Origin of the sequence: Bradyrhizobium sp. CSA207 (assembly GCF_029051685.1) — a bacterium.
Classification (GTDB): Bacteria; Pseudomonadota; Alphaproteobacteria; order Rhizobiales; family Xanthobacteraceae; genus Bradyrhizobium.
Window position 1 is genome coordinate 19334 of sequence record NZ_JAACFT010000022.1, and the last position, 20666, is coordinate 39999.

18 protein-coding genes are annotated in these 20666 nt (G+C 63.5%); 9 read left to right on the forward strand and 9 right to left on the reverse strand.

What is annotated here, in order from left to right; translation table 11 throughout:
- Positions 1-368 precede the first annotated feature (368 nt).
- Positions 369-851 (forward strand): protein-export chaperone SecB, encoded by a 483-nt coding sequence (secB, locus tag GWG65_RS24215; protein ID WP_148744199.1) that lies wholly within the window; start codon positions 369-371, stop codon positions 849-851.
- Here the strand turns inward: secB and dnaQ are convergent.
- The 4 genes from dnaQ to GWG65_RS24235 are packed head-to-tail and all read right to left on the reverse strand — an operon-like array spanning position 848 to position 3673.
- Positions 848-1564, reverse strand: coding sequence for a DNA polymerase III subunit epsilon (dnaQ, locus tag GWG65_RS24220; RefSeq protein ID WP_275198080.1), 717 nt, complete (start codon positions 1562-1564; stop codon positions 848-850). The two genes, secB and dnaQ, sit on opposite strands and share 4 nt — an antisense overlap.
- A 28-nt stretch (positions 1565-1592) precedes the next feature.
- Entirely contained in the window at positions 1593-2192 is a 600-nt protein-coding gene (coaE, locus tag GWG65_RS24225) for a dephospho-CoA kinase (protein WP_275198081.1), read from the reverse strand.
- Between the two features lie 23 nt (positions 2193-2215).
- A complete protein-coding gene (locus tag GWG65_RS24230) occupies positions 2216-2824 on the reverse strand; it encodes a Maf family nucleotide pyrophosphatase (RefSeq protein ID WP_275198194.1) in 609 nt (202 codons plus the stop codon).
- Between the two features lie 9 nt (positions 2825-2833).
- Positions 2834-3673 (reverse strand): pyruvate, water dikinase regulatory protein, encoded by an 840-nt coding sequence (locus GWG65_RS24235; protein ID WP_275198082.1) that lies wholly within the window; start codon positions 3671-3673, stop codon positions 2834-2836.
- A 519-nt stretch (positions 3674-4192) separates the two neighbouring features.
- Here GWG65_RS24235 and hemJ point away from each other — a divergent pair.
- From hemJ to GWG65_RS24270, 7 genes are all read left to right on the forward strand, one after another.
- Entirely contained in the window at positions 4193-4615 is a 423-nt protein-coding gene (gene hemJ / locus GWG65_RS24240) for a protoporphyrinogen oxidase HemJ (RefSeq protein WP_275198083.1), read from the forward strand.
- A 245-nt stretch (positions 4616-4860) separates the two neighbouring features.
- The gene (gene rho, locus GWG65_RS24245) at positions 4861-6126 is read left to right on the forward strand and encodes a transcription termination factor Rho (RefSeq protein WP_275198084.1); all 1266 of its coding nucleotides are present in this window, start codon (positions 4861-4863) and stop codon (positions 6124-6126) included.
- Between the two features lie 313 nt (positions 6127-6439).
- Positions 6440-7771 (forward strand): tRNA uridine-5-carboxymethylaminomethyl(34) synthesis GTPase MnmE, encoded by a 1332-nt coding sequence (gene mnmE, locus GWG65_RS24250; protein WP_275198085.1) that lies wholly within the window; start codon positions 6440-6442, stop codon positions 7769-7771.
- A 241-nt stretch (positions 7772-8012) separates the two neighbouring features.
- Positions 8013-9893 carry a tRNA uridine-5-carboxymethylaminomethyl(34) synthesis enzyme MnmG gene (gene mnmG / locus GWG65_RS24255; protein ID WP_275198086.1) on the forward strand — a complete coding sequence of 627 codons (1881 nt, stop codon included), beginning with the start codon at positions 8013-8015 and terminating at the stop codon, positions 9891-9893.
- A gap of 141 nt (positions 9894-10034) precedes the next feature.
- Complete coding sequence (rsmG, locus tag GWG65_RS24260; protein ID WP_275198195.1) at positions 10035-10676, forward strand: 16S rRNA (guanine(527)-N(7))-methyltransferase RsmG; 642 nt, start codon at positions 10035-10037, stop codon at positions 10674-10676.
- Positions 10677-10707: 31 nt separating this feature from the next.
- Positions 10708-11562 carry a ParA family protein gene (locus tag GWG65_RS24265; protein WP_247385849.1) on the forward strand — a complete coding sequence of 285 codons (855 nt, stop codon included), beginning with the start codon at positions 10708-10710 and terminating at the stop codon, positions 11560-11562.
- A gap of 152 nt (positions 11563-11714) precedes the next feature.
- Positions 11715-12599 (forward strand): ParB/RepB/Spo0J family partition protein, encoded by an 885-nt coding sequence (locus tag GWG65_RS24270; RefSeq protein WP_275198087.1) that lies wholly within the window; start codon positions 11715-11717, stop codon positions 12597-12599.
- 111 nt (positions 12600-12710) lie between these two features.
- Here the strand turns inward: GWG65_RS24270 and holA are convergent, their stop codons facing one another.
- From holA to GWG65_RS24290, 4 genes are all read right to left on the reverse strand, one after another.
- Positions 12711-13739, reverse strand: a complete 1029-nt coding sequence (holA, locus tag GWG65_RS24275) for a DNA polymerase III subunit delta (RefSeq protein ID WP_275198196.1) — start codon at positions 13737-13739, stop codon at positions 12711-12713.
- Between the two features lie 59 nt (positions 13740-13798).
- Positions 13799-14350, reverse strand: coding sequence for an LPS assembly lipoprotein LptE (lptE, locus tag GWG65_RS24280; RefSeq protein WP_275198088.1), 552 nt, complete (start codon positions 14348-14350; stop codon positions 13799-13801).
- Entirely contained in the window at positions 14337-17012 is a 2676-nt protein-coding gene (leuS, locus tag GWG65_RS24285; protein WP_275198089.1) for a leucine--tRNA ligase, read from the reverse strand. The genes lptE and leuS overlap by 14 nt, the downstream gene beginning before the upstream one ends.
- A gap of 343 nt (positions 17013-17355) precedes the next feature.
- On the reverse strand, positions 17356-19053 hold the full coding sequence (locus tag GWG65_RS24290) for a diguanylate cyclase (protein WP_275198090.1): 1698 nt from the start codon (positions 19051-19053) through the stop codon (positions 17356-17358).
- 108 nt (positions 19054-19161) lie between these two features.
- On the opposite strand from GWG65_RS24290, the gene GWG65_RS24295 reads away from it, so the two are divergent.
- Positions 19162-19851, forward strand: coding sequence for a YggS family pyridoxal phosphate-dependent enzyme (locus GWG65_RS24295; RefSeq protein ID WP_275198197.1), 690 nt, complete (start codon positions 19162-19164; stop codon positions 19849-19851).
- 175 nt (positions 19852-20026) lie between these two features.
- On the opposite strand, the gene GWG65_RS24300 is transcribed toward GWG65_RS24295, so the two are convergent.
- Positions 20027-20596: a L,D-transpeptidase family protein gene (locus GWG65_RS24300; protein ID WP_275198091.1), complete on the reverse strand. Its 570-nt coding sequence runs from the start codon at positions 20594-20596 to the stop codon at positions 20027-20029.
- Positions 20597-20666 lie beyond the last annotated feature (70 nt).

The window sequence follows — 20666 nt, forward strand, 5'->3', positions numbered from 1 at the left end:
TCACTACCGGGAAAATCGATCCGGCCAGTAGACCGTTCCACGCGGGTACGGCAAGTCTACATCACCATTTTGGCTCCGCGCGTTACGTCCGCCGGATGTAGGCACGAAATCTTGCCCGGCCAATGGCGCCTTTTGGCACAGAGGCAAGTGTAGCGCGTTTTATGCTTAAGGGGAAACCCGATCGTGGCCGGAAATCGCGCATCTTCAATCGTTTACAGCGCCCTTGGGCCGGGAAGCCGGGTTGAACGTCGCAGTTGCGGGGATGGCCCGGCAACCCCATCCGGGACCGTTCGTCCTTGTGGAACGAGGCGGCCCTATGTTAGCCAACCGCCGCGAAATTCAGCCCAATCGGGTAAGGAGAGACTTTCATGACCAACGGTAACGGCACCCCTCCCGAGGCGGCCCAGGCTCCCCAGCTCAACGTGCTGGCCCAGTATACCAAGGACCTCTCGTTCGAAAACCCGAACGCGCCGAGTTCGCTCCAGTCCCAGGGACAGCCGCCCCAGATCAACATCCAGATCAACGTCAGCGCCAATAACCTCAGCGAACAGGAGTTCGAGGTGACGCTGTCGGTCGAAGGCAAGGCCGAAACCGCGGGCAAGGTGATGTTCTCGTTCGAGCTCGCCTATGCCGGCGTGTTCCGGATCTCCAACGTCCCGAAGGAGAATCTGCATCCGCTGGTGATGATCGAGTGCCCGCGGCTGTTGTTCCCGTTCGCACGCGAGATCATCGCGACCGCGGTCCGCGACGGCGGGTTCCCGCCCCTGATGCTGGATCCGGTCGATTTCGTCGGTCTCTATCGCCAGAACATGGAGCGGCAGATGGCCGCTCAGCCGAGCGGTCAGGCCTAACCGGCCGGACTGACCGCCGGAGCGGGCAGGAACTCGTTCCAGATCGCCTTGTCGCCGAGCGTAGCAATGAAGGCCCGGTGGGCCTCGCGCTCGGCGTCCGAAATCCGCGGCGCAAGCGGCACGGCCCGCTGTCGCCGTGTGATCTCTCCGGTCACATTGACGCGAATCTCCTCGCTATCCGAGGCCAGGATCAGTTGCGACTGCCGCGCCCCGATCAGATCGATATAGACCTCAGCCAGCAACTCGGCGTCGAGCAGCGCGCCGTGCTTGGTGCGGTGCGAATTGTCGATCGCATAGCGCGAGCAGAGATCGTCGAGCCGGTTGGACACGCCGGGATGCTTGCGCCGCGCCAGCAACAGCGTATCGACCAGCCGGTCGCGCGGAATCGCCGCCTTTTTGATGCGGTCGAGCTCGGCATTGATGAAGCTGATGTCGAACGAGGCGTTGTGGATCACCAGGGGCGCATCGCCGATGAACGCAATGAACTCGTCGACGACCTCGTGAAACAGCGGCTTCGTCGCCAGAAATTCGCTCGACAGCCCGTGCACCGCAAAGGCTTCCGCCGGCATGTCCCTTTCCGGATTGATGTAGACATGAAACGTCTGTCCGGTCGGCATGCGGTTCAGAATCTCGACGCAGCCGATTTCGACCAGGCGATCGCCGCGCAGCGGATCGAGGCCGGTGGTTTCGGTGTCGAGAACGATTTCGCGCATGTTTTGACAAGCCGTGTGAGGCGGCGAATCAGGCTCGCCGTTGCGGCATCTTAACGACCTTGGCCAGGATGTCCCTGATTTGCGCGCGCACCGGTTCAAGTCCGTGTGACGTATCCACTACGAAATCGGCGCGCTTGCGCTTCTCGGCATCGGGCGTCTGCTTGGCGATGATGGCGTCGAGTTTCGCCTCGTCCATCGTGCCTCGCGCCAGCACGCGCTCGCGCTGGAGTTCCGGCGAGGTCGACACCACGACCACGGCATCGACGCGCTTCTCGCCGCCGGTTTCGAACAGCAGCGGGATGTCGAGAACCACGACCGGCGCCTTGGCCGCTTCCGCGTCGGCAAAAAATTTCTGGCGGGAGGCGCCGAGCATGGGGTGAACGATCTGCTCCAGCTGCTTGATGGCGGCAGGATCGTGCACGACGCGCGCAGACAGTTTTTGCCGATCGACCTTGCCGTTGGCGGTGGTGCCGGGAAAGGCAGCCTCGATCGCCGGCGCCGCCTCGCCCTCATAGAGTTGATGGACGGCGGCATCGGCGTCGTAGACGGGGACGCCCGCCTCCGCGAACAATTTCGCGGTGGTGGATTTGCCCATTCCGATCGAGCCGGTCAGTCCCAGGATCCGCATCAGCGCACAGCCATCCCTGCCGTTCACACCGCAACTAGCCGTTCGTGCCGCAGGAATGCAAGCAGCGGCAACAGCGGCAGGCCGAGAATGGTGAAGTGATCGCCCTCGATTCGTTCGAACAAATGGATTCCCAGGCTCTCGAGCTGATAGGCCCCGACGCTTGTCGTCACGGCATCGCCGGCAGCATCGAGATAGGTCTGAAGCTCGGCTTCGGACATCTGCCGCATGGTCATGTGGGCCACCGAGACATCCTCGAAAACAATGTTGCCGTCGCGGGCCACAGCTACGGCCGAATTCAACGCGTGGCTCTTGCCGGCGAGCTCGCGCAATTGCGCCATGGCCTGAGCACGGCCCGCGGGCTTGTTGAAAAGACGCTCCCCGAGCGCCAGCGTCTGGTCGGCGCCGATCACATAGCTTTCGGGATGATGCGCCGATACCGCCTTGGCCTTTTCAGATGCCAGCAGCAGAGCGATCTCGCGCGGATTTGAAAGCTTAGAAGCTGCTTGAATTTCGCGTTCGTCAATGTCGGCCGTAATCGCCTTGAACTCCAGCCCGGCATTGGCCAGCAGCAATTTGCGCGCGCTGCTTTGCGAGGCCAGGATCAATGGAGATTTGGCGCGCCAGAGAGCCATCGCCAAAACTTACTCCGTGGGCCGGTTGCGCTGGCGATCACTGTAAAGCTTCATGATCGCCGCGGCGGTTTCCTCGATCGACCGCCGCGTGACGTCAAGCAGCGGCCAATCGTGCTTGGCGCTCAGCTTGCGCGCGAACGCGACCTCTTCGGCCACCGCCTGCCGGTCGGTATAGGTGTCGCTGCTGGAATCGGCGCCCATGGAGAGCAGGCGGTTCTGCCGCACCTGGATCAGGCGCTCCGGCGTCGCGTGCAGGCTCACCACCAGCGGCCGGATCAGCGTTTCCAGTTGCGCCGGCACGGGAATGCCCGGCACCAACGGCACGTTGGCTGTGCGAATGCCGCGATTGGCGAGATAGATCGACGTCGGCGTCTTCGAGGTCCGGGAGACACCGACAAGCACGACGTCGGCGTCCTCGAGCCCTTCGACATGCTGACCGTCGTCATGAATCATGGTGTAGTTCAGCGCGTCGATGCGCTTGAAATATTCGGCGTTGAGGACGTGCTGGGCGCCGACCCGGCCGGTCGTCGCGGCGCCGAGATAAGCCTCGAACAACTGCATCACCGGCCCGATGATCGACAGGCTCGGAACGTTGATGTTCTTGCACTTGTCCTCGAGCCGCGAAACCAGATCCTTCTCCAGCAGCGTGAACAGCACGATCCCGGGCGCCTCCTCGATCTCGTCGAGTACGCGATCGAGCTGCTTCTGGCTCCGCACCAGCGGATAGACATGCTCGACCGGCGTCACATTGGCGTATTGCGCGGCGACCGCGCGTGCGACGGTGATCAGCGTCTCGCCGGTGGAGTCGGAGACCAGATGCAGATGGAAATAATTGTTCGATGTCGGCACAAAAACTCTTTGTATGGAGGCGGGGCGGTTTGTGGATTTCTGTGGACCTTAACCCCTCGGAAAGGGTTGCGCGACACCACGGGCGGGATAACCGCCAATTTTGTTCACACCCCTGCCCATCGGAACAAGTTCAGCGCCCGCGCAACGCAGAATCTGAATTGCGCGGACAACCCCGTTGATAGGCTGCCGACAGCCGTGCGCAAGCCCTTGAGGCTGGACGACTTATCCGGTCACGCCGGATCTTCGCGGGACATGTTGATGGATGTGAACAAACGCGCGTGAAGTGACGGACGGCATTGTGTGAGTCCAATTCACGGTCACTAAGACTCAAACCTTAAGATTCTAAAAGTTTTAGGTTTAGAAGAGCCAAGCGCGAGGATATGTGTGTGCGCCCACATCTATGAATGAATTCTTACCGACGACGTTCTATCCACCGATTGGTGAGCCAGAGCATTTTCGCGAAATGGATCCCGCTTCGCGTCAAGAAAACGCGTCAAAACCAAAGCAGGGTTTTCCGGCATGTACGAATGGATCAAGGCGCTGCACGTGATCGCCGTCATCTCCTGGATGGCGGGCATGCTCTACCTGCCGCGGCTCTTCGTCTATCACTGCGAGGCGGAGGTCGGCTCGAAGCAGTCGGAGACCTTCAAGGTCATGGAACGACGGCTGCTCAAGGCGATCATCAACCCCGCCATGATCGTCACTTGGCTCGCCGGGCTCTACCTCGCCTGGTCCGGCCATTGGTTTGCCTCGCCCTGGCTGCACGTAAAACTGGCACTGGTCCTGGCGCTGTCGGCGGTCCACGGCTTTTTTTCGCGCTGGCTGAAGGATTTCGCAGCCGACCGACGCCCGCGGAGCCAGAAATTCTATCGAATTATCAACGAGGTGCCGACCGTCCTGATGATCTTGATCGTCGTTATGGTGATCGTGAAGCCGTTCTAGGCAGCGTTCGCGATTGATCGCTCAGCGCTTCGGCTTGCGGAGTGAGGAGCGATTTTCTATATTAGCGATATCCCACCCAACGCAGGCGGATGTGGTCGTGTCCGAGCTTTCCAGAGGCCGGACGCCGCATCGGGTTTGAAGCCTCCCGGCGCTCACCTTGCCAGACCTGCGGACCTTACCTTCTCACGTCCGCATTTCAGAGCCTCCTCGCACCCCTCCCAAGGTTACCCCACAGGACCACCCCAATGCGGGAAATTAAACTCCAGGACCTCAAGTCGAAAACGCCGGCCGAGCTGGTCTCGTTCGCGGAAGAGAACGGGGTCGAGAATGCCAGCACCATGCGCAAGCAGGAGCTGCTGTTCGCTATCCTCAAGCAGCTCGCGCTCGCGGAAACCGACATCGTCGGCGAGGGCGTCGTCGAGGTGCTATCCGACGGCTTCGGCTTCCTGCGCTCGCCGGACGCCAATTATCTGCCGGGCCCGGACGACATCTACGTTTCGCCCTCGCAGATTCGCCGCTTCGGCCTGCGCACCGGCGACACTCTCGAAGGTCATATCCGCAGCCCGAAAGAGGGCGAGCGCTATTTTGCGCTGCTGAAGGTTAACACGCTCAATTTCGAGGATCCGGAAAAGGCCAAGCACAAGGTCAATTTCGACAACCTCACGCCGCTGTTTCCGAACCAGCGCTTCCGCATGGAAATCGATGACCCGACGCGGAAGGACCTTTCTGCAAGGGTGATCGACATCGTCGCGCCGATCGGCAAGGGCCAGCGCGCGCTGATCGTGGCGCCGCCGCGCACCGGCAAGACGGTGCTGATGCAGAACATCGCGCACTCGATCGCGCACAATCATCCCGAGTGCTATCTGATCGTGCTCTTGATCGACGAGCGTCCGGAAGAAGTCACGGACATGCAGCGCTCGGTGAAAGGCGAGGTCGTCTCCTCGACCTTCGACGAGCCGGCGGTGCGCCACGTCCAGGTCGCCGAGATGGTGATCGAGAAGGCCAAGCGCCTGGTCGAGCATGGCCGCGACGTCGTGATCCTGCTCGATTCGATCACGCGCCTCGGCCGCGCCTACAACACCGTGGTGCCGTCATCCGGCAAGGTGCTGACCGGCGGTGTCGACGCCAACGCGCTGCAGCGTCCGAAGCGGTTCTTTGGCGCCGCCCGCAACATCGAGGAGGGCGGCTCGCTGACGATCATCGCGACCGCGCTGGTCGATACCGGCAGCCGCATGGACGAAGTCATCTTCGAAGAGTTCAAGGGCACCGGTAACTCGGAGCTGATCCTGGACCGCAAGGTCTCGGACAAGCGCACCTTCCCGGCGATCGACATTTCGCGCTCCGGCACCCGCAAGGAGGAGCTCATCACCGATCCGGTGGTGCTGAAGAAGATGTACGTGCTCCGCCGTATCCTGAACCCGATGGGCACGATGGACGGAATCGACTTCCTGCTCGACAAGCTCCGCAGCACCAAGAGCAATTCCGAGTTCTTCGACTCGATGAATACCTGAGTGCAGTGCAGCAAAGGACGGAAGGGCGCCTTCGGGCGCCCTTTTCATTTGTGCAGCTTTGCTGCAGCGAAAGTGCAGCATTATTGGCGCTTGAGAGCCAGTTCGAGACTTATTCAAGATATTGATTTTACTTTAATAATATTCATGGTCTGCCGAGACAGGCGGCTGAGGTAGGGGTTCTTGCAGCAAATTGCTGCAGTTATATTGCGGTGCAATATGAAGCCGTTTATTGCGGGCCCCGGTGCAGCAATCCGAGCCGCAGAGCGCTGATAATGGATATTTGCCTTTTCGCGGGCAGCCGGACAAATAGGCCATGCATCCGCGAGACCAGACCATCTTTGCGTTGTCGTCCGGCCGGCCGCCGAGCGCGATCGCGGTGGTGCGCGTCTCCGGATCGCAAGCCGGGCCGGCGCTGACGACGCTGGCGGGGAAGCTGCCGGCGCCGCGGCTAGCAAGCCGACGTCTGCTCCGCGACGCGTCCGGGCAACCGATCGACGATTCGGTCGTGCTCTGGTTTCCGGGACCGGCGAGCGCGACGGGCGAGGACGTTGCCGAATTTCACGTCCATGGCGGACGCGCGGTGCTCTCGGCGCTCCTCGCCGCGATTTCTTTAATTCCGAATATGCGGGCCGCTGACCCCGGCGAGTTCACCCGGCGCGCCTTCGAGAACGGCAAGCTCGATCTGACTGAGGCCGAGGGCCTCGACGATCTTATCCATGCCGACACCGACCGCCAGCGCCGTCTGGCGTTGCGTCAGTTGCAGGGCTTGCTCGGCAATCGCGCGCGGGACTGGCGTGAGCGAATCATCGAGGCGTCCGCGCTGATCGAGGCCGGCATCGACTTCTCGGACGAGGGTGACGTGCCGGCGGAGCTGAGGGCGCCCGCGGTGAAGGCGATCAAGGCTCTGCATGGCGAAATCGCAGAAGTCCTTGCGGCACAGGGCCAGGCTGAACGCCTGCGCGACGGCTTGGTGGTGGCGATTGCCGGTCCGCCGAACGTCGGCAAATCGACGCTGATCAACCAGCTCGCGCGCCGCGAGGTCGCGATCGTCTCGCCGCATGCCGGCACGACGCGTGATGTGATCGAGGTCCAGCTCGATCTCGATGGCTACCCGGTCACCGTGATCGACACCGCCGGCATTCGCGAGACGAACGATCCGGTGGAGCAGGAGGGCGTACGGCGGGCCGAAGCCCGCGCCGCGGACGCGGACCTCGTGCTTTGGCTGATGGGTCCCGATTCGGGGGCGAATGAGCGGCTGCCGGCGTCCGTGCCGGTCTGGGCGATCCGCAACAAGATTGACCTGGAGGGGGGCGTCCCGACGGTTGCGGCTGCGGCGGATCGGACCTTCCCGATTTCGGCACGGCGCGGCGATGGATTGCCCGACCTGATCCAGGCCCTGGTCGGATTTGCCGCCGAATTCTTCGGAACCAGCGAGGGTGCATTGGTCACCCGCGCCCGTCAGCGGGATCTGTTGCGCCAGGCGTCGGACAGCTTGTGCCGGAGCTTGGAGCTTGTAGAAGAGGGCGAAGAGCTGGCCGCCGAAGAGCTGCGCGCCGCCGCTTATGCCTTGGGCCGGCTATTGGGCCGGGTGGACGTCGAGGACGTGCTCGGGGCCATTTTTCAGAAGTTCTGTATCGGAAAGTAGTGCTAGTTCTTCATTGTAGAACTAGCGCTTATTCCATTGCTTGGTTGTTTCACGTGAAACGGGCCAAAATGGTTCCAAACCGTTTCACGTGAAACACAATGATTTCAAGCATTACGCTACTGTGCATGGGGTTGTTTTGCGAGAATTGCATGAAGCCTTCCAAGGTGTCTTGTTTCACGTGAAACATCCGCCAATCGAGTTTCCACTTCCGGCTTTTTCCACTCTGAGTTAGAAGTCCGCCATGCGTACAGAGCGAGCGAACTTCGACATCATCGTGATCGGCGGCGGCCATGCCGGCTGTGAGGCTGCGGCTGCCTCTGCCCGGATGGGCGCGACGACGGCTCTGGTGACGCACCGGTTTGCGACCGTCGGTGCCATGTCCTGTAATCCCGCCATTGGCGGCCTTGGCAAGGGCCATCTGGTTCGCGAGGTCGATGCGCTCGACGGTCTGATGGGCCGGGTCGCAGACGCCGGCGGCATCCAGTTCCGCGTCCTTAATCGCCGCAAGGGACCCGCCGTTCGCGGCCCGCGTGCCCAGGCTGACCGGAAGCTTTATGCGGCTGCGATGCAGGCTGCGATCCGCGAGACCAAGGATCTTTCGGTCATCGAGGGCGAAGCCGACGAACTGATGGTGGTCGATGGCCGGGTGACCGGGCTGCGTCTGGCCGACGGTCGGAAGCTCGGGGCAGGGGCGATTGTCGTCACCACCGGCACCTTTCTCCGTGGTTTGATCCATCTCGGCGAGAAGAACTGGCCGGCCGGCCGAGTCGGCGAAGCGCCCGCGATGGGCCTGTCGAGCTCGTTCGAGCGCGCCGGCTTTACCTTGGGCCGCCTGAAAACCGGGACGCCGCCGCGCCTGGACGGGACCACAATCGACTGGTCCGCCGTCGAAATGCAGCCGGGAGACAATCCGCCGGAGCCGTTCTCGGTCCTGACCGAGCGGATCACCACGCCGCAGATCCAGTGCGGGATCACCCGGACTACATCCGCGACCCACGAGGTGATCCGGGCCAATGTCCATCGCTCTCCGATGTATTCCGGCCAGATCAAGAGCTCCGGGCCGCGCTATTGCCCCTCGATCGAGGACAAGATCGTCCGCTTCGGCGACCGCGATGGTCACCAGATCTTCTTGGAGCCGGAAGGACTCGACGATACGACCGTCTATCCCAACGGCATCTCGACCTCACTGCCGGAGGACGTGCAGCTGGCAATCCTCGCCAGCATTCCCGGCCTGGAGCAGGTCAAGATGGTCCGGCCGGGCTATGCCATCGAATACGACCACGTCGACCCGCGCGAGCTCGATCCGACCCTCCAGACCAAGCGTTTGCGCGGCCTGTTCCTGGCCGGACAGATCAATGGCACCACCGGATATGAGGAGGCCGCCGGCCAGGGCATCGTAGCCGGGCTGAACGCGGCACTGGCCGCCAGCGGGGCCGCGCTGACGGTGTTCGACCGCGCGGATGGCTATCTCGGCGTGATGATCGACGACCTCGTCACCCGCGGCATCAGCGAACCCTATCGGATGTTCACCTCGCGAGCCGAATACCGGCTGACTTTGCGCGCCGACAATGCCGACCAGCGCCTGACCGAGAAAGGCATCGCCTTGGGGTGCGTCGGAAGCGGCCGGACGCATCATCACCGCGCCAAGATGGATGCTCTGAATGCGGCGCGGGCGCTTTCGAGGTCGCTGACCATCACCCCGAACGAGGCGATCAGGCATGGGCTGTCGCTGAACAGGGATGGCCAGCGCCGGTCGGCCTTCGAATTGATGGCCTATCCCGACATCGGCTGGAGCCAGGTTCGTGCGATCTGGCCGGAGCTGGCGGCCATCGACGCCGGGATTGCCACACATCTCGAGATCGATGCCAAATACGACGTCTATCTCGAGCGCCAGAGCGCCGATGTCGAAGCTTTCAGGCGGGATGAGGGGCTGGTGCTGTCCGATGTCGACTACCAGCTGGTGCCTGGTCTCTCCAATGAGGTTCGCGCCAAGCTGGAGAAGGCGCGGCCATTCACTGTCGGCCAGGCCGGCCGGATCGATGGCATCACACCGGCAGCGCTCGGCATCCTCGCGGCCTATCTTCGCCGCGAAGCACGGAAGACTTCCAAAGCAATCGCATAGGCGTTTCACGTGAAACAGCGCGGGCCGGCAGGCGGCAGACCTTCATCGCCAGGACCTAAGGCGGGCGAGGGGACAAAACGTCGACCCGGGCCGGCCCCGATCAATCCAAAGATCGACAAAGCAAGCGCGCCCGACAAGTCGCTGGACTCCGTGATCGCTGCCGACAAGGCTGCAGCACTCAAGCTCGCACCCATTTCACGTGAAACGGAAGCGCGGCTCGATCGCTACATCGCGCTGCTCCGGGAGTGGCAGGCCAAGACCAACCTGGTTGCGCCTTCGACGCTGCCGCAGCTCTGGACCAGGCACATCGCCGATTCGCTTCAGCTCGTGGATCTGGCGCCATCGGCCGAGCGCTGGGCTGACCTTGGCAGCGGCGGCGGCTTTCCCGGTGTCGTGCTGGCCTGTGCCATGGCCGGGACAGCGGGAGCCAGCGTCCATCTGGTCGAGCGCATCGCCAAGAAGGCGGCTTTCCTGCGCGAAGCGATCCGCGTCACCGCATCTCCGGGAGTCGTACATCTCGCGGAGATCGGGGATAATGTGGATAGAATCACCGGCCCAGTGGATTGCGTCACCGCGCGGGCACTTGCTCCGCTACATCAACTCATCGGCTTTGCGGAGCCGCTGATGCGCCAGGGTGCAAAAGCGTTATTTCCAAAGGGACAAGATGTAGAGGCTGAATTGACCGAAGCCGCTAAATATTGGAATATTCAGCCTCAGCTCCACCGAAGCCGCACGGGCGATGGCTGGATTGTGGAGCTTACTGCCGTCGAACGGCGCGGGTGAAGCCTTCAGGGGTTGAGTGGGGGAATTGGCGATGACCGTGATTGACGAACCACAGCAAGAGCAGACCGAAATTGTCCCGCAGGGCCATCCGCGCATCCTCGCGCTGGCGAACCAGAAGGGCGGCGTCGGCAAAACAACCACAGCGATCAATCTCGGCACGGCGCTCGCGGCGATCGGCGAACGCGTCCTGATCGTCGATCTCGACCCGCAGGGCAACGCCTCGACCGGCCTCGGCATCGATCGCCGCAACCGCTCCTGCTCGACCTACGACGTGCTGATCGGTGAAGCCAATTTGCGCGAGGCGGTGGTCGCGACCGCGGTGCCGCGGCTGCACATCGCGCCCTCCACCATGGATCTCTCCGGCCTCGAGCTCGAGCTCGGCACCACGCCCGGCCGCGCCTTCAAGCTGCGCGATGCGATCGCCGCGCTCAACAACAACGTGTCGCCGGATGCTGACTACACCTATGTGCTGATCGACTGCCCGCCCTCGCTCAACCTGCTCACGGTGAACGCGATGGCGGCGTCCGACGCCATCCTGGTGCCGCTGCAATGCGAGTTCTTCGCGCTCGAAGGCCTGTCGCAACTGCTGCAGACCGTCGAGCAGGTGCGCTCGACGCTCAACCCGAACCTTTCGATCCACGGCATCGTGCTGACCATGTTCGACTCGCGCAACAACCTGTCGAACCAGGTCGTCGCCGACGTCCGGCAGTTCATGGGCGAGAAGGTCTACAAGACCATGATCCCGCGCAACGTGCGGATCTCGGAAGCGCCGTCCTACGGCAAGCCGGTGCTGGTCTACGATCTCAAATGCGTCGGCAGCGAAGCTTATCTGCGCCTCGCCACTGAAGTGATCCAGCGCGAGCGCGAGCTGCGCACGACACATTGAAGAAAGCTGTCCGTAGGGTGGGTTAGCCGAAGGCGTAACCCACCACGCATGCCACCTCGAACAAACCAGTGGTGGGTTACGCTGCGCTAACCCACCCTACGACTCGAAATTCAGTTCTGGAGTGTTGCTACGTGAATCCAAGGGAGCTGGCGATGGCCGACGAAGCGCGTTCGCGACTGGGCCGGGGTCTTGCGAGCCTGATCGGCGATGTCGGCGGTGAGGCACAGCATGTCGATCGTCCGCGCGCGCAGCGCAAGGTGCCGATCGAGTTCATCAAGCCCAATCCGCGCAATCCGCGCCGCGCCTTTTCGAACGTCGAGCTCAAGGAGCTCTCGGACTCCATCAGGCAGCACGGCGTGATCCAGCCGATCGTGGTGCGTCCGGTGAAGGGCGCGCAGGACCGCTACGAGATCATCGCCGGCGAACGGCGCTGGCGCGCCTCGCAAATGGCCGGCCTGCATGAAGTGCCGATCGTGCCGGTCGACATCAGCGACAGCGATGCGCTGGAGTTCGCGATCGTCGAGAACGTGCAGCGCGAAGACCTCAACCCGATGGAAGAGGCGCAGGGCTATCACGCGCTCGCGGGCGAGTTCAAACGCAGCCAGGACGACATCGCGAAAGTCGTCGGCAAGAGCCGCAGTCATGTCGCCAACATGATGCGGCTGACCAAGCTGCCGGCCGAGGTGCAGGCCTTCATCGCGGACGGTCAATTGACCGCCGGTCACGCCCGCGCGCTGATCGGCGTGCCCGATCCGCTTGCGGCTGCCAAGCGCATCGTCGAGGAGGGCCTCAACGTCCGCCAGGCCGAGGCGCTCGCGCACGAAGAGGGCGTGCCGGAGCGCAAGCCGCAGAAGGCGCGCGCAGGCGCCAAGGAGAAGGACCCTGACACGGTCGATCTCGAGAAGCGCGTCAGCGACGCGCTCGGCCTCAAGGTCACCGTCAGCCACCGCGATCCCGGCGGCTCCGTGCAGATCAACTACCGCAACCTCGAGCAACTCGACGAGGTGATGCGGCGGCTGGCGAAGGGCGCACTCTAGTCCTCCTCGTCATTGCGAGCGCAGCGAAGCAATCCAGAATCTCTCCGCGGAAAGATCCTGGATTGCTTCGTCGCAAGGGCTTCTCGCAATGACGAGCGTGGGAGAGCAGTCTCAGCCCCGCCGCTTTGCGTTCGCGGCGATCGCCATCAGCGTGCGCTGAGCGATGGCTGCGGCGAGCGTCGATTGCTTGCGGGTGTCGAGCGCGGCGGTGGCGAGCTGCTCGATGATGCCGGCAAGCCGCGTCGCGCTGAAATTGCGCAGCGCCGTTTCGACCGCCGGCTTTCGTGAAAAGTGCAGCCGCGGAAATCCGCCGTCGAGTACGGCGGAGGCCGGCGTGCCGTCGGCGATGGCGAGCGCGGACTTGTGCAGCCATGCGGCCTGGCGCTGTGCGGCGGAAATGATCACGCCGGGATAGGTGCCGGCGATCATGGCTTTGGCGAATTCGGTCTCGACGATGTCGGGCCGGCCGGCGAAGGCGCCGTCGACGATCGGATCAAGCTTCAGCTCGGACGCGTCGGCCACCACGGCCATCACGTCGTCCAGCGTGATCTCGCCCTTGCCGTGGGCGTATAGCGTGAGCTTGCGCAGCTCGTTGCGCGAGGCCTGCCGGTCGCCGCCGAGGAACGACATCAGCGCGGCGCGGGCGTCCTGCGCGATGCGCAAGCTGGCGGTGCGGAGCTCGTCCTCCATCAGCTTGGCGAGGTCGCGCTCGGTGTCGGGATAGCAAGCGATCGCTACAGCGGTCTTGGCGCGCTCGCAGGCTTTGCGCAGCGGCGATTCCGGGCGCAGCTCGCCGGCCTCGATCACGATGCGGCAATCCTTCATCGACATCTCGGCGAGCGTGTCGACGCCGCTGGCAAAGCTGCGCGAGCCGGCGCGCACACGGATGGCGCGGCGGCCGCCGAACAGCGGCACCGTCATGGCCTCATCCACCAGGCGCGACGGCTCGGCGGACAGCTCGTCGCCGTCAAGCTTCACCAGCGAGAAGGGATCGTTGGGATCGTCGACCGCGGATGCGATCAATGCGTCGGCGCGCTCGCGCACGAGGCCGGCATCAGGACCATAGAGCAGGATGATCGGACGGCCCGCATCGGGCCGGGCGAGGAAGGCGTCGATCTCTTTTCCGCGCAGCGCGACCATGTTGCCTAACACGCGTCATTCCGGGCTCACGCTTCCCGCGCCCCCGGAATGAGAGATGATTACGTGCCCGCGGTGAAGAACGAGGCGAGCCGGGTGTTGATGTTCTCGGCGATCTCGTTGGCGGCACGGTCTTCCGCGTCGCGCAGCGCTCGATTACGGGAGAAACGCTGGTAGGAGCCGGGCATGTCGTAGGACACGCGCGAGAACGTGCTGCCGGTCATCACCGACTTGTTGGTCGCGAGCTCAATCAGGTTGTACTGAGCATCGAGGCTGTATGTTTCGGTTGTCGGCAGCGCCGTGCTGGGATCGACGATCAGGGACGAGCGGCCGGCGCTGAAGCGGAGCACCAGGCGGTGGGTCGGCGGCATACCCGTGGCAGTGCCATAAAGCTTGAAGGCAAGGGCGTTACGGACCTCAACCCCGACGCGGGCCTCTCGGGAGGCGTTCGGCTTGTCGACAGGGGGAATTTCGATCCCCATCAGCTTCTCGCGGAGGCCAGGGGTGCCGTCGGTCCGCTCGGCATACATCGGTTGGAAGCAGCCGGCCGTCAGCGCCGCCAGAGCGGCGACCGCCAGCAAGCGGGCTGCGATGCGGATCCTAGCCGACAACATTCACGATCCTCTTGGGGACGATGATCACCTTGCGGACGGGCTTGCCGTCCAAGGCCAGCTTTACCGCATCGAGCGCCAAAACGGCAGCCTCGATTTCCGGATTCTGGGCCGCTGTTGCAACTGTGACCTCGCCCCGCTTCTTGCCGTTGACCTGGACCACCAGGGTCACGCTGTCTTCAACCAGCAAATCGCGTTCGATTTGCGGCCAGGACGCCTCGGAAACCAGCCCGGTCCGGCCCAACCCATTCGTAAACAAGACCTGCCAGCACTCCTCGGCCAGATGCGGCATCATCGGGGAGAACAGCTGAACCAGGATCTGTCCGGCCTCCCGGATCGCCCAGGCCAAGTCGGGGGCTGGTTGGCCGGGTCGCTGCAACACCTCCGAAAAGGCGTTGGCGAATTCGCGGATATGGGCGAGGCAGACGTTGAAGTGCAGCCGCTCGATGCCGGTCGTGACCTTATCGAGCGCGCTATGAGCGGCCTTGCGCAGGGCGGTCGCATCGGCCCCGAACGAAGCCGGCCGCGCCGCCGCTGCGTCCTTGCCCAGTTCCGCGGCTTCGTTCACCAGCCGCCACAGCCGCTGCACGAAGCGCGAGGCGCCCTGGACGCGTTCGTCGCTCCAGATCACGTCGCGGTCGGGCGGAGAGTCCGACAGCATGAACCAGCGCGCGACGTCGGCGCCGTAGGTCTCGATGATGTCGTCGGGGTCGACCGTGTTCTTCTTCGACTTCGACATCTTCTCGATCGCGCCGATCTGGATGTCTTCGCCGGTCGTCATCAGAACAGCGCGCCTGCCATTACCGCCGACTTCGATCTTCACCTCGGCCGGCTGGACATAGGTGCCGTCGGCCTTCTGGTAGGTCTCGTGCACCACCATGCCCTGCGTGAACATGCCGGCGAACGGCTCGTCCATCGCGATGTGGCCGGTCGCCTTCATCGCGCGCACGAAGAAGCGGCTGTAGAGCAGATGCAGGATCGCGTGCTCGACGCCGCCGATATACTGGTCGACCGGCATCATCCGGTTGGCGACCGCGGGCGTCGTCGGCGAATTTTCGTTCCAGGGATCGGTGAAGCGCGCAAAGTACCAGGACGAATCCACGAACGTGTCCATGGTATCGGTTTCGCGCAACGCCTTGCCGCCGCATTGCGGGCAGGTGACGTGCTTCCAGGTCGGATGATGGTCGAGCGCGTTGCCGGGCTTGTCGAAGGTCGCGTCGTCCGGCAGCTCGACCGGCAGATCGGCATCCGGCACCGGCACGACATCGCATCTCGCGCAATGGATGACGGGAATCGGGCAGCCCCAATAGCGCTGGCGTGAAATGCCCCAGTCGCGCAGGCGGAAATTGACCTGCCGCTCGCCGACGGCCCCCACCCTTCCCTCCCCCGCTTGCGGGGGAGGGTTAGGGAGCGGGCGCAGCTCTTTTTCCAGACGCTTTGCGACCTCTTCCTTCGCCTCGTCTATCGTCATTCCATCGAGGAAGCGCGAATTGATCATGCGGCCGTCACCGTCATAGGCGGTGTCGGTGATGACAAAGCTCTTCGGGTCCTGACCTTCGGGGCACACCACCGGCGTGTTGCCGAGATTGTACTTGTTGACGAAGTCGAGGTCGCGCTGGTCGTGCGCGGGGCAGCCGAAGATCGCTCCGGTGCCGTATTCCATCAGCACGAAGTTGGCGACATAGACCGGCAGCTTCCAGCTGGAATCGAACGGGTGGATCGCGCGGATGCCGGTGTCGAAACCCTGCTTCTCCGCGGTGTCGATGATTTCCTGCGCGGTGCCGATCTTCTTGATCTCGGCGATGAACTCCGCGAGCTTCGGGTTCTTCGCGGCGGCCGCCGTCGCCAGCGGATGGTCCGCCGAGATCGCCATGAATTTTGCGCCGAACAGCGTGTCCGCGCGCGTCGTGAAGATCTTCAGCTCGCTCTCGCCGGCCGGCGTCGTCGCCTGATCCAGCGCGAAGCGGACCAACAGGCCTTCGGAGCGGCCGATCCAGTTGCGCTGCATCAGCCGGACCTTGTCGGGCCAGCGGTCCAGGCTATCAAGCGCGTCCAGCAGTTCCTGCGAGTACTTCGTGATCTTGAAGACCCACTGGTTCATTTCGCGCTGTTCGACAACGGCGCCCGAACGCCAGCCGCGGCCGTCGATCACCTGCTCGTTGGCGAGCACGGTCATATCGACGGGGTCCCAGTTCACCTTGCGCTTCTCGCGCTCGGCGAGCCCTGCGCGCAGGAAGTCCAGGAACATCTTCTGCTGGTGCTTGTAGTAGGATGGATCGCAGGTCGCGATCTCGCGGCTCCAGTCCAGCGACAGCCCGATCGAGCGGAGCTGTTTCTTCATCGCGGCGATGTTGTCGTAGGTCCAGGCTTTCGGCGCGACCTTGCGCTCGATGGCGGCGTTCTCGGCTGGCAGGCCGAAAGCGTCCCAGCCCATCGGGTGCAGCACGTTGAACCCTTTGGCGCGCATGAAGCGGGCCAGCACGTCGCCGAGCGTGTAATTGCGGACATGGCCGATATGGATGCGCCCGGAGGGGTAAGGGAACATCTCGAGCACGTAGTATTTCGGGCGCGAATCGTCGTTCTTCGAGACGAAAATCGCCTGCTGGTCCCAGGCGGCTTGCCAGCGCGGTTCGGAATCGCGGGCGTTATAGCGTTCGGAGGTCATGGAATCGTTGGGTTTTCGTGAGTTTCGGGCCGCTTTAAGGAGGGCGGACTAGGCCACAAAAGCGGCCGTTGGGTCAACGGGTTGGATATCCACGGCTGGTCCGACCGAGGCGCCGAGGGCTGGTCGAGGCGGCTGGGCAGTCGTCCGATGCGGCGGCGGCTGGTGCCGGCTCTGATCGCGCTCCGGCACGCCGGCTCGGCCGCTCTCTCCAATATTCACGTCGGAACTATTGTGCCTTCAGGTTGCGAGAGGTGGACCTTCGGATTGCCCAACGACGCGCCGCTGGCGTCGAAGCAGACGCAGGCTTCGTCGGCTTCTGTCTGACCGCCGCCCCGAACGCCGCTCAGCCCGCCATCATCATATCGGCGGTGCCGCCTTCGATCGGCACGATGCCGTGCTCGGCGACGCTGTTGCGGCCGCGATGCTTGGCGACATAGAGCGCGGCATCGGCGGCTTCGATCAGGTCGCCGGGGCGCAGGGTCTCGTTGGGCCGCGTTGCGGCGACGCCGATCGAGACGGTGACGATCATGTGGTTCGATGTGATGTGCGGCAGGCAGAGCTTGTGCACGGCCGTGCGCACCTGCTCGCCGATTTCGACGGCGCGGATCACGTCGGTGTTCGGCAGCAACAGGCAGAATTCTTCGCCGCCATAGCGCGCCGCAAAGCCCATCGTATCGGCTGCAATGCCGGACAGCGATTCGCCGAGCCTGGTCAGGCAGGAATCGCCTTCGAGATGGCCGTAGGTGTCGTTGAACAGCTTGAAATGGTCGACGTCGATCATCAACAGCGCGAGCTCGCTGCCATATTGTTGTGCGCGCATCCATTCGAAGTCGAGCCGGCTCTGGAAGCCGCGGCGGTTGGCGAGCCCCGACAGCATGTCGATCGATGCCATCACTGTCAGCCGGTCGTTGCTCGCGACCAGCTCGCGCTCGCGCTGGCTCAGTTGCGCGGCCATCGCATTGAATGCGCGCGCCAGCGGCACGAATTCGGACGGCAGGCGATTGCGCGCGGCGCGGGCCGACAGGTCGCCCTCGCCGAGACGCTTGGCCATGTCCGCGAGCATCTCGATCGGCTTGATCACGAGCTTCTCGGCGGCGATCAGCGCGCCGAGCAGGACGAACAGGACCACGAAGGCGAGCTGGAGATAGGCGGTGCGGATGTCGCGGCTGACCGCCGCGGACACCTTGTCCTCGTCGATGCTGGCGATCAGGCGGGCATTGGTGCCGGCAATACGGATGTAGCTGACCGCGCGCCGAGAGCCGTCGGCGGCAAGGAAAGACAGCGACCCCTCGTCCTGGTCCGAACGCAGCGCCTTGTCGGCGATCGCCGACATCAGCGGCATGTTGTCGAGGGGCCGGCCGACCGCGCTGTGCTGGTCGGCGGGCGCGGCCAGCACGGTGCCGGCGCTGTCGACCAGCACGGCGGTGATGCCGGCGCGACCGCCGAGATTGCTCATGACCTTCGACATCCAGTCGAGATTGACCGTTGCCAGCACGATGGCATCGGCTACGCCGCTGAACGCGGACACCGGATAGACCGCCATGACGGTCGGTGCCGGCATGGGCCGCGACAGGATGAAGTCGCTGAGAACGAAGCGGCCGGTCTCCTGCGCCTGCTGGAAGTAAGGCCGGTCGCTCAGGTCGAGGCCGACATACATGTTGTTGGTGGCACACTGGATGCGCCCGTCCTGGCCGGCGATGAGAAGCGTGCGGATCCAGGGAAGGCTCGACGGCAGGCTCGCGCGCAGCACGTCGCAGCTCTTGCTGATGCCGCCGACGGAGGCGCGGATAAAGGCTTCTGATTTCAGGATGGTCTCGACCGACGAGATCACTTCACGCTGCGCGTCGGCGCTGTGCCTTGCGATGGTGGTGAATTCGGTTGCGGCCTGTGCAATCTGCCTCGCCCGCGTGTCTTCGAGCGAACGGATGCGCTCGAGCATCAAAGGCGCCACCAGAATCACCGCGAGCAACGCAAGCCGTGCCCGGATTCCGAGAACCTGCTTGAGTTTCGCTCGTTTGCGGTTGAAACTGACGCTTGCCATCTTCGCTGCCCACCCCACGCGGCAAGGTAAAGCGAAGGGTTCAAAAACCCTTTCTTGAACTTGGTAAAATTGGAACTACCTCCGCAACAATCAGTGCCGACCGACATCATGACCGAATCCAACGCCGCGCCGCTAACCGGCCATTCACCAAACGGGCTCGCCGCCGTCGAAGCGGAAATCGCGCGCGCGTGCAAGGAAGCGCGGCGCGATCGCGCCTCGGTCACGCTGATTGCGGTGTCCAAGACTTTCGCCGCGGATGCAATTACGCCGGTTATCGTCGCCGGACAGCGCGTATTCGGCGAGAATCGCGTGCAGGAGGCCAAGGGCAAGTGGCCGGCGTTAACGTCTGCTTATTCCGATATCGCACTGCATCTGATCGGACCGCTGCAATCCAACAAGGCTAAGGAGGCGGTCGCGCTGTTCGACGCCATTCATTCGGTTGACCGCCCGAGCATTTGCCAAGCGTTATCCAAGGAAATCGAATCCCAGAAAAAGCATCCCCAGCTCTTCGTCCAGATCAACACCGGCGAAGAGCCGCAGAAGGCCGGCGTCACGCCCGGCGAGGCCGATGCCTTCCTGGCCAGCTGCCGCGACAGCTATGGGCTGACCATCTGCGGCCTGATGTGCATCCCGCCGGTCGACGAGCCGCCGGCGGCGCATTTTGCGCTCACCGCCAAGATCGCTGCCCGCAACGGTTTGAAGAATCTGTCGATGGGCATGAGCGCGGATTTCGCCACCGCCATCATGCTTGGCGCCACGCATGTGCGCGTGGGCAGTGCGATCTTCGGGCACCGGTAGGAGTCGTTGGCGAGGGCCGAGCTTCATCCGAGCTCTCAAATTCGTCATTGCGAGCGCAGCGAAGCAATCCAGACTGCCACCGCGGAGAGATTCTGGATTGCTTCGCTGCGCTCGCAATGACGGCGGAGTGCGCGGTGATTACACGAAGCTCACCGACACCTTCCCCAACGCCCCCTCACCCGATGATGATTTTTGTCCGCGGTCCCAGCCGCCGCAGCAATTGCAGCATTGCCGCTTTTGTCATGGAGACGCAGCCCGCGGTCGGGCCGAAATTGTCGCGGGCCAGATGCAAGAACACCGCGCTGCCGCGGCCGGCGATGCGCGGCCTGGTGTTGTGGTCGATCTCGATGATGAAGTCATAGAGATGGTCGGCCCGCTTGAGCCGGTCGCCGCCCTGCTCGCGCCCGAGCCGGACCGGCTGGTTGTAGTGGCGATTCCCGGGGTCCTCGCACCAGCCGTCCTCGCTGGTGATGGTCCGGGCCGGCAAGAAAGTCTGCGGACGGCTGTGGCGGTCGCCCCGCCACCATAGTTGCCGCGGGTGGAAGCTGCCCCTTGGCGTGCCGCCGTCGCCCTCGCGCTTGTTGGCCAGAATGCCGCCCCGCCCCAACGCCACCGGAATTGTCAGCGGTCCGGCCGTCAGCCAGCCCCGCCGCGGATTACCGGCAGCAGGCTTAACGCGGACCATTCGCAGCGGTCCGGGGCGCCTTTGCCTGGTGTAACCGACTGAGTTATCATCCTTTTTCATGTGAAAATGCGATGTCGAATTCATTACAGGACATTCATCAAAGCGCCCTGCTATTCTGGGTTAGAGTGGT

Excerpts from the sequence above, each read along its gene's own strand:
- secB (WP_148744199.1), top strand. The coding sequence starts at position 369 with ATGACCAACGGTAACGGCACCCCTCCCGAGGCGGCCCAGGCTCCCCAG.
- dnaQ (WP_275198080.1), bottom strand. The coding sequence starts at position 1,564 with ATGCGCGAAATCGTTCTCGACACCGAAACCACCGGCCTCGATCCGCTG.
- coaE (WP_275198081.1), bottom strand. The coding sequence starts at position 2,192 with ATGCGGATCCTGGGACTGACCGGCTCGATCGGAATGGGCAAATCCACC.
- GWG65_RS24230 (WP_275198194.1), bottom strand. The coding sequence starts at position 2,824 with ATGGCTCTCTGGCGCGCCAAATCTCCATTGATCCTGGCCTCGCAAAGC.
- hemJ (WP_275198083.1), top strand. The coding sequence starts at position 4,193 with ATGTACGAATGGATCAAGGCGCTGCACGTGATCGCCGTCATCTCCTGG.
- rho (WP_275198084.1), top strand. The coding sequence starts at position 4,861 with ATGCGGGAAATTAAACTCCAGGACCTCAAGTCGAAAACGCCGGCCGAG.
- mnmE (WP_275198085.1), top strand. The coding sequence starts at position 6,440 with ATGCATCCGCGAGACCAGACCATCTTTGCGTTGTCGTCCGGCCGGCCG.
- mnmG (WP_275198086.1), top strand. The coding sequence starts at position 8,013 with ATGCGTACAGAGCGAGCGAACTTCGACATCATCGTGATCGGCGGCGGC.
- GWG65_RS24265 (WP_247385849.1), top strand. The coding sequence starts at position 10,708 with ATGACCGTGATTGACGAACCACAGCAAGAGCAGACCGAAATTGTCCCG.
- GWG65_RS24270 (WP_275198087.1), top strand. The coding sequence starts at position 11,715 with ATGGCCGACGAAGCGCGTTCGCGACTGGGCCGGGGTCTTGCGAGCCTG.
- holA (WP_275198196.1), bottom strand. The coding sequence starts at position 13,739 with ATGGTCGCGCTGCGCGGAAAAGAGATCGACGCCTTCCTCGCCCGGCCC.
- lptE (WP_275198088.1), bottom strand. The coding sequence starts at position 14,350 with ATGTTGTCGGCTAGGATCCGCATCGCAGCCCGCTTGCTGGCGGTCGCC.
- leuS (WP_275198089.1), bottom strand. The coding sequence starts at position 17,012 with ATGACCTCCGAACGCTATAACGCCCGCGATTCCGAACCGCGCTGGCAA.
- GWG65_RS24290 (WP_275198090.1), bottom strand. The coding sequence starts at position 19,053 with ATGGCAAGCGTCAGTTTCAACCGCAAACGAGCGAAACTCAAGCAGGTT.
- GWG65_RS24295 (WP_275198197.1), top strand. The coding sequence starts at position 19,162 with ATGACCGAATCCAACGCCGCGCCGCTAACCGGCCATTCACCAAACGGG.
- GWG65_RS24300 (WP_275198091.1), bottom strand. The coding sequence starts at position 20,596 with ATGAAAAAGGATGATAACTCAGTCGGTTACACCAGGCAAAGGCGCCCC.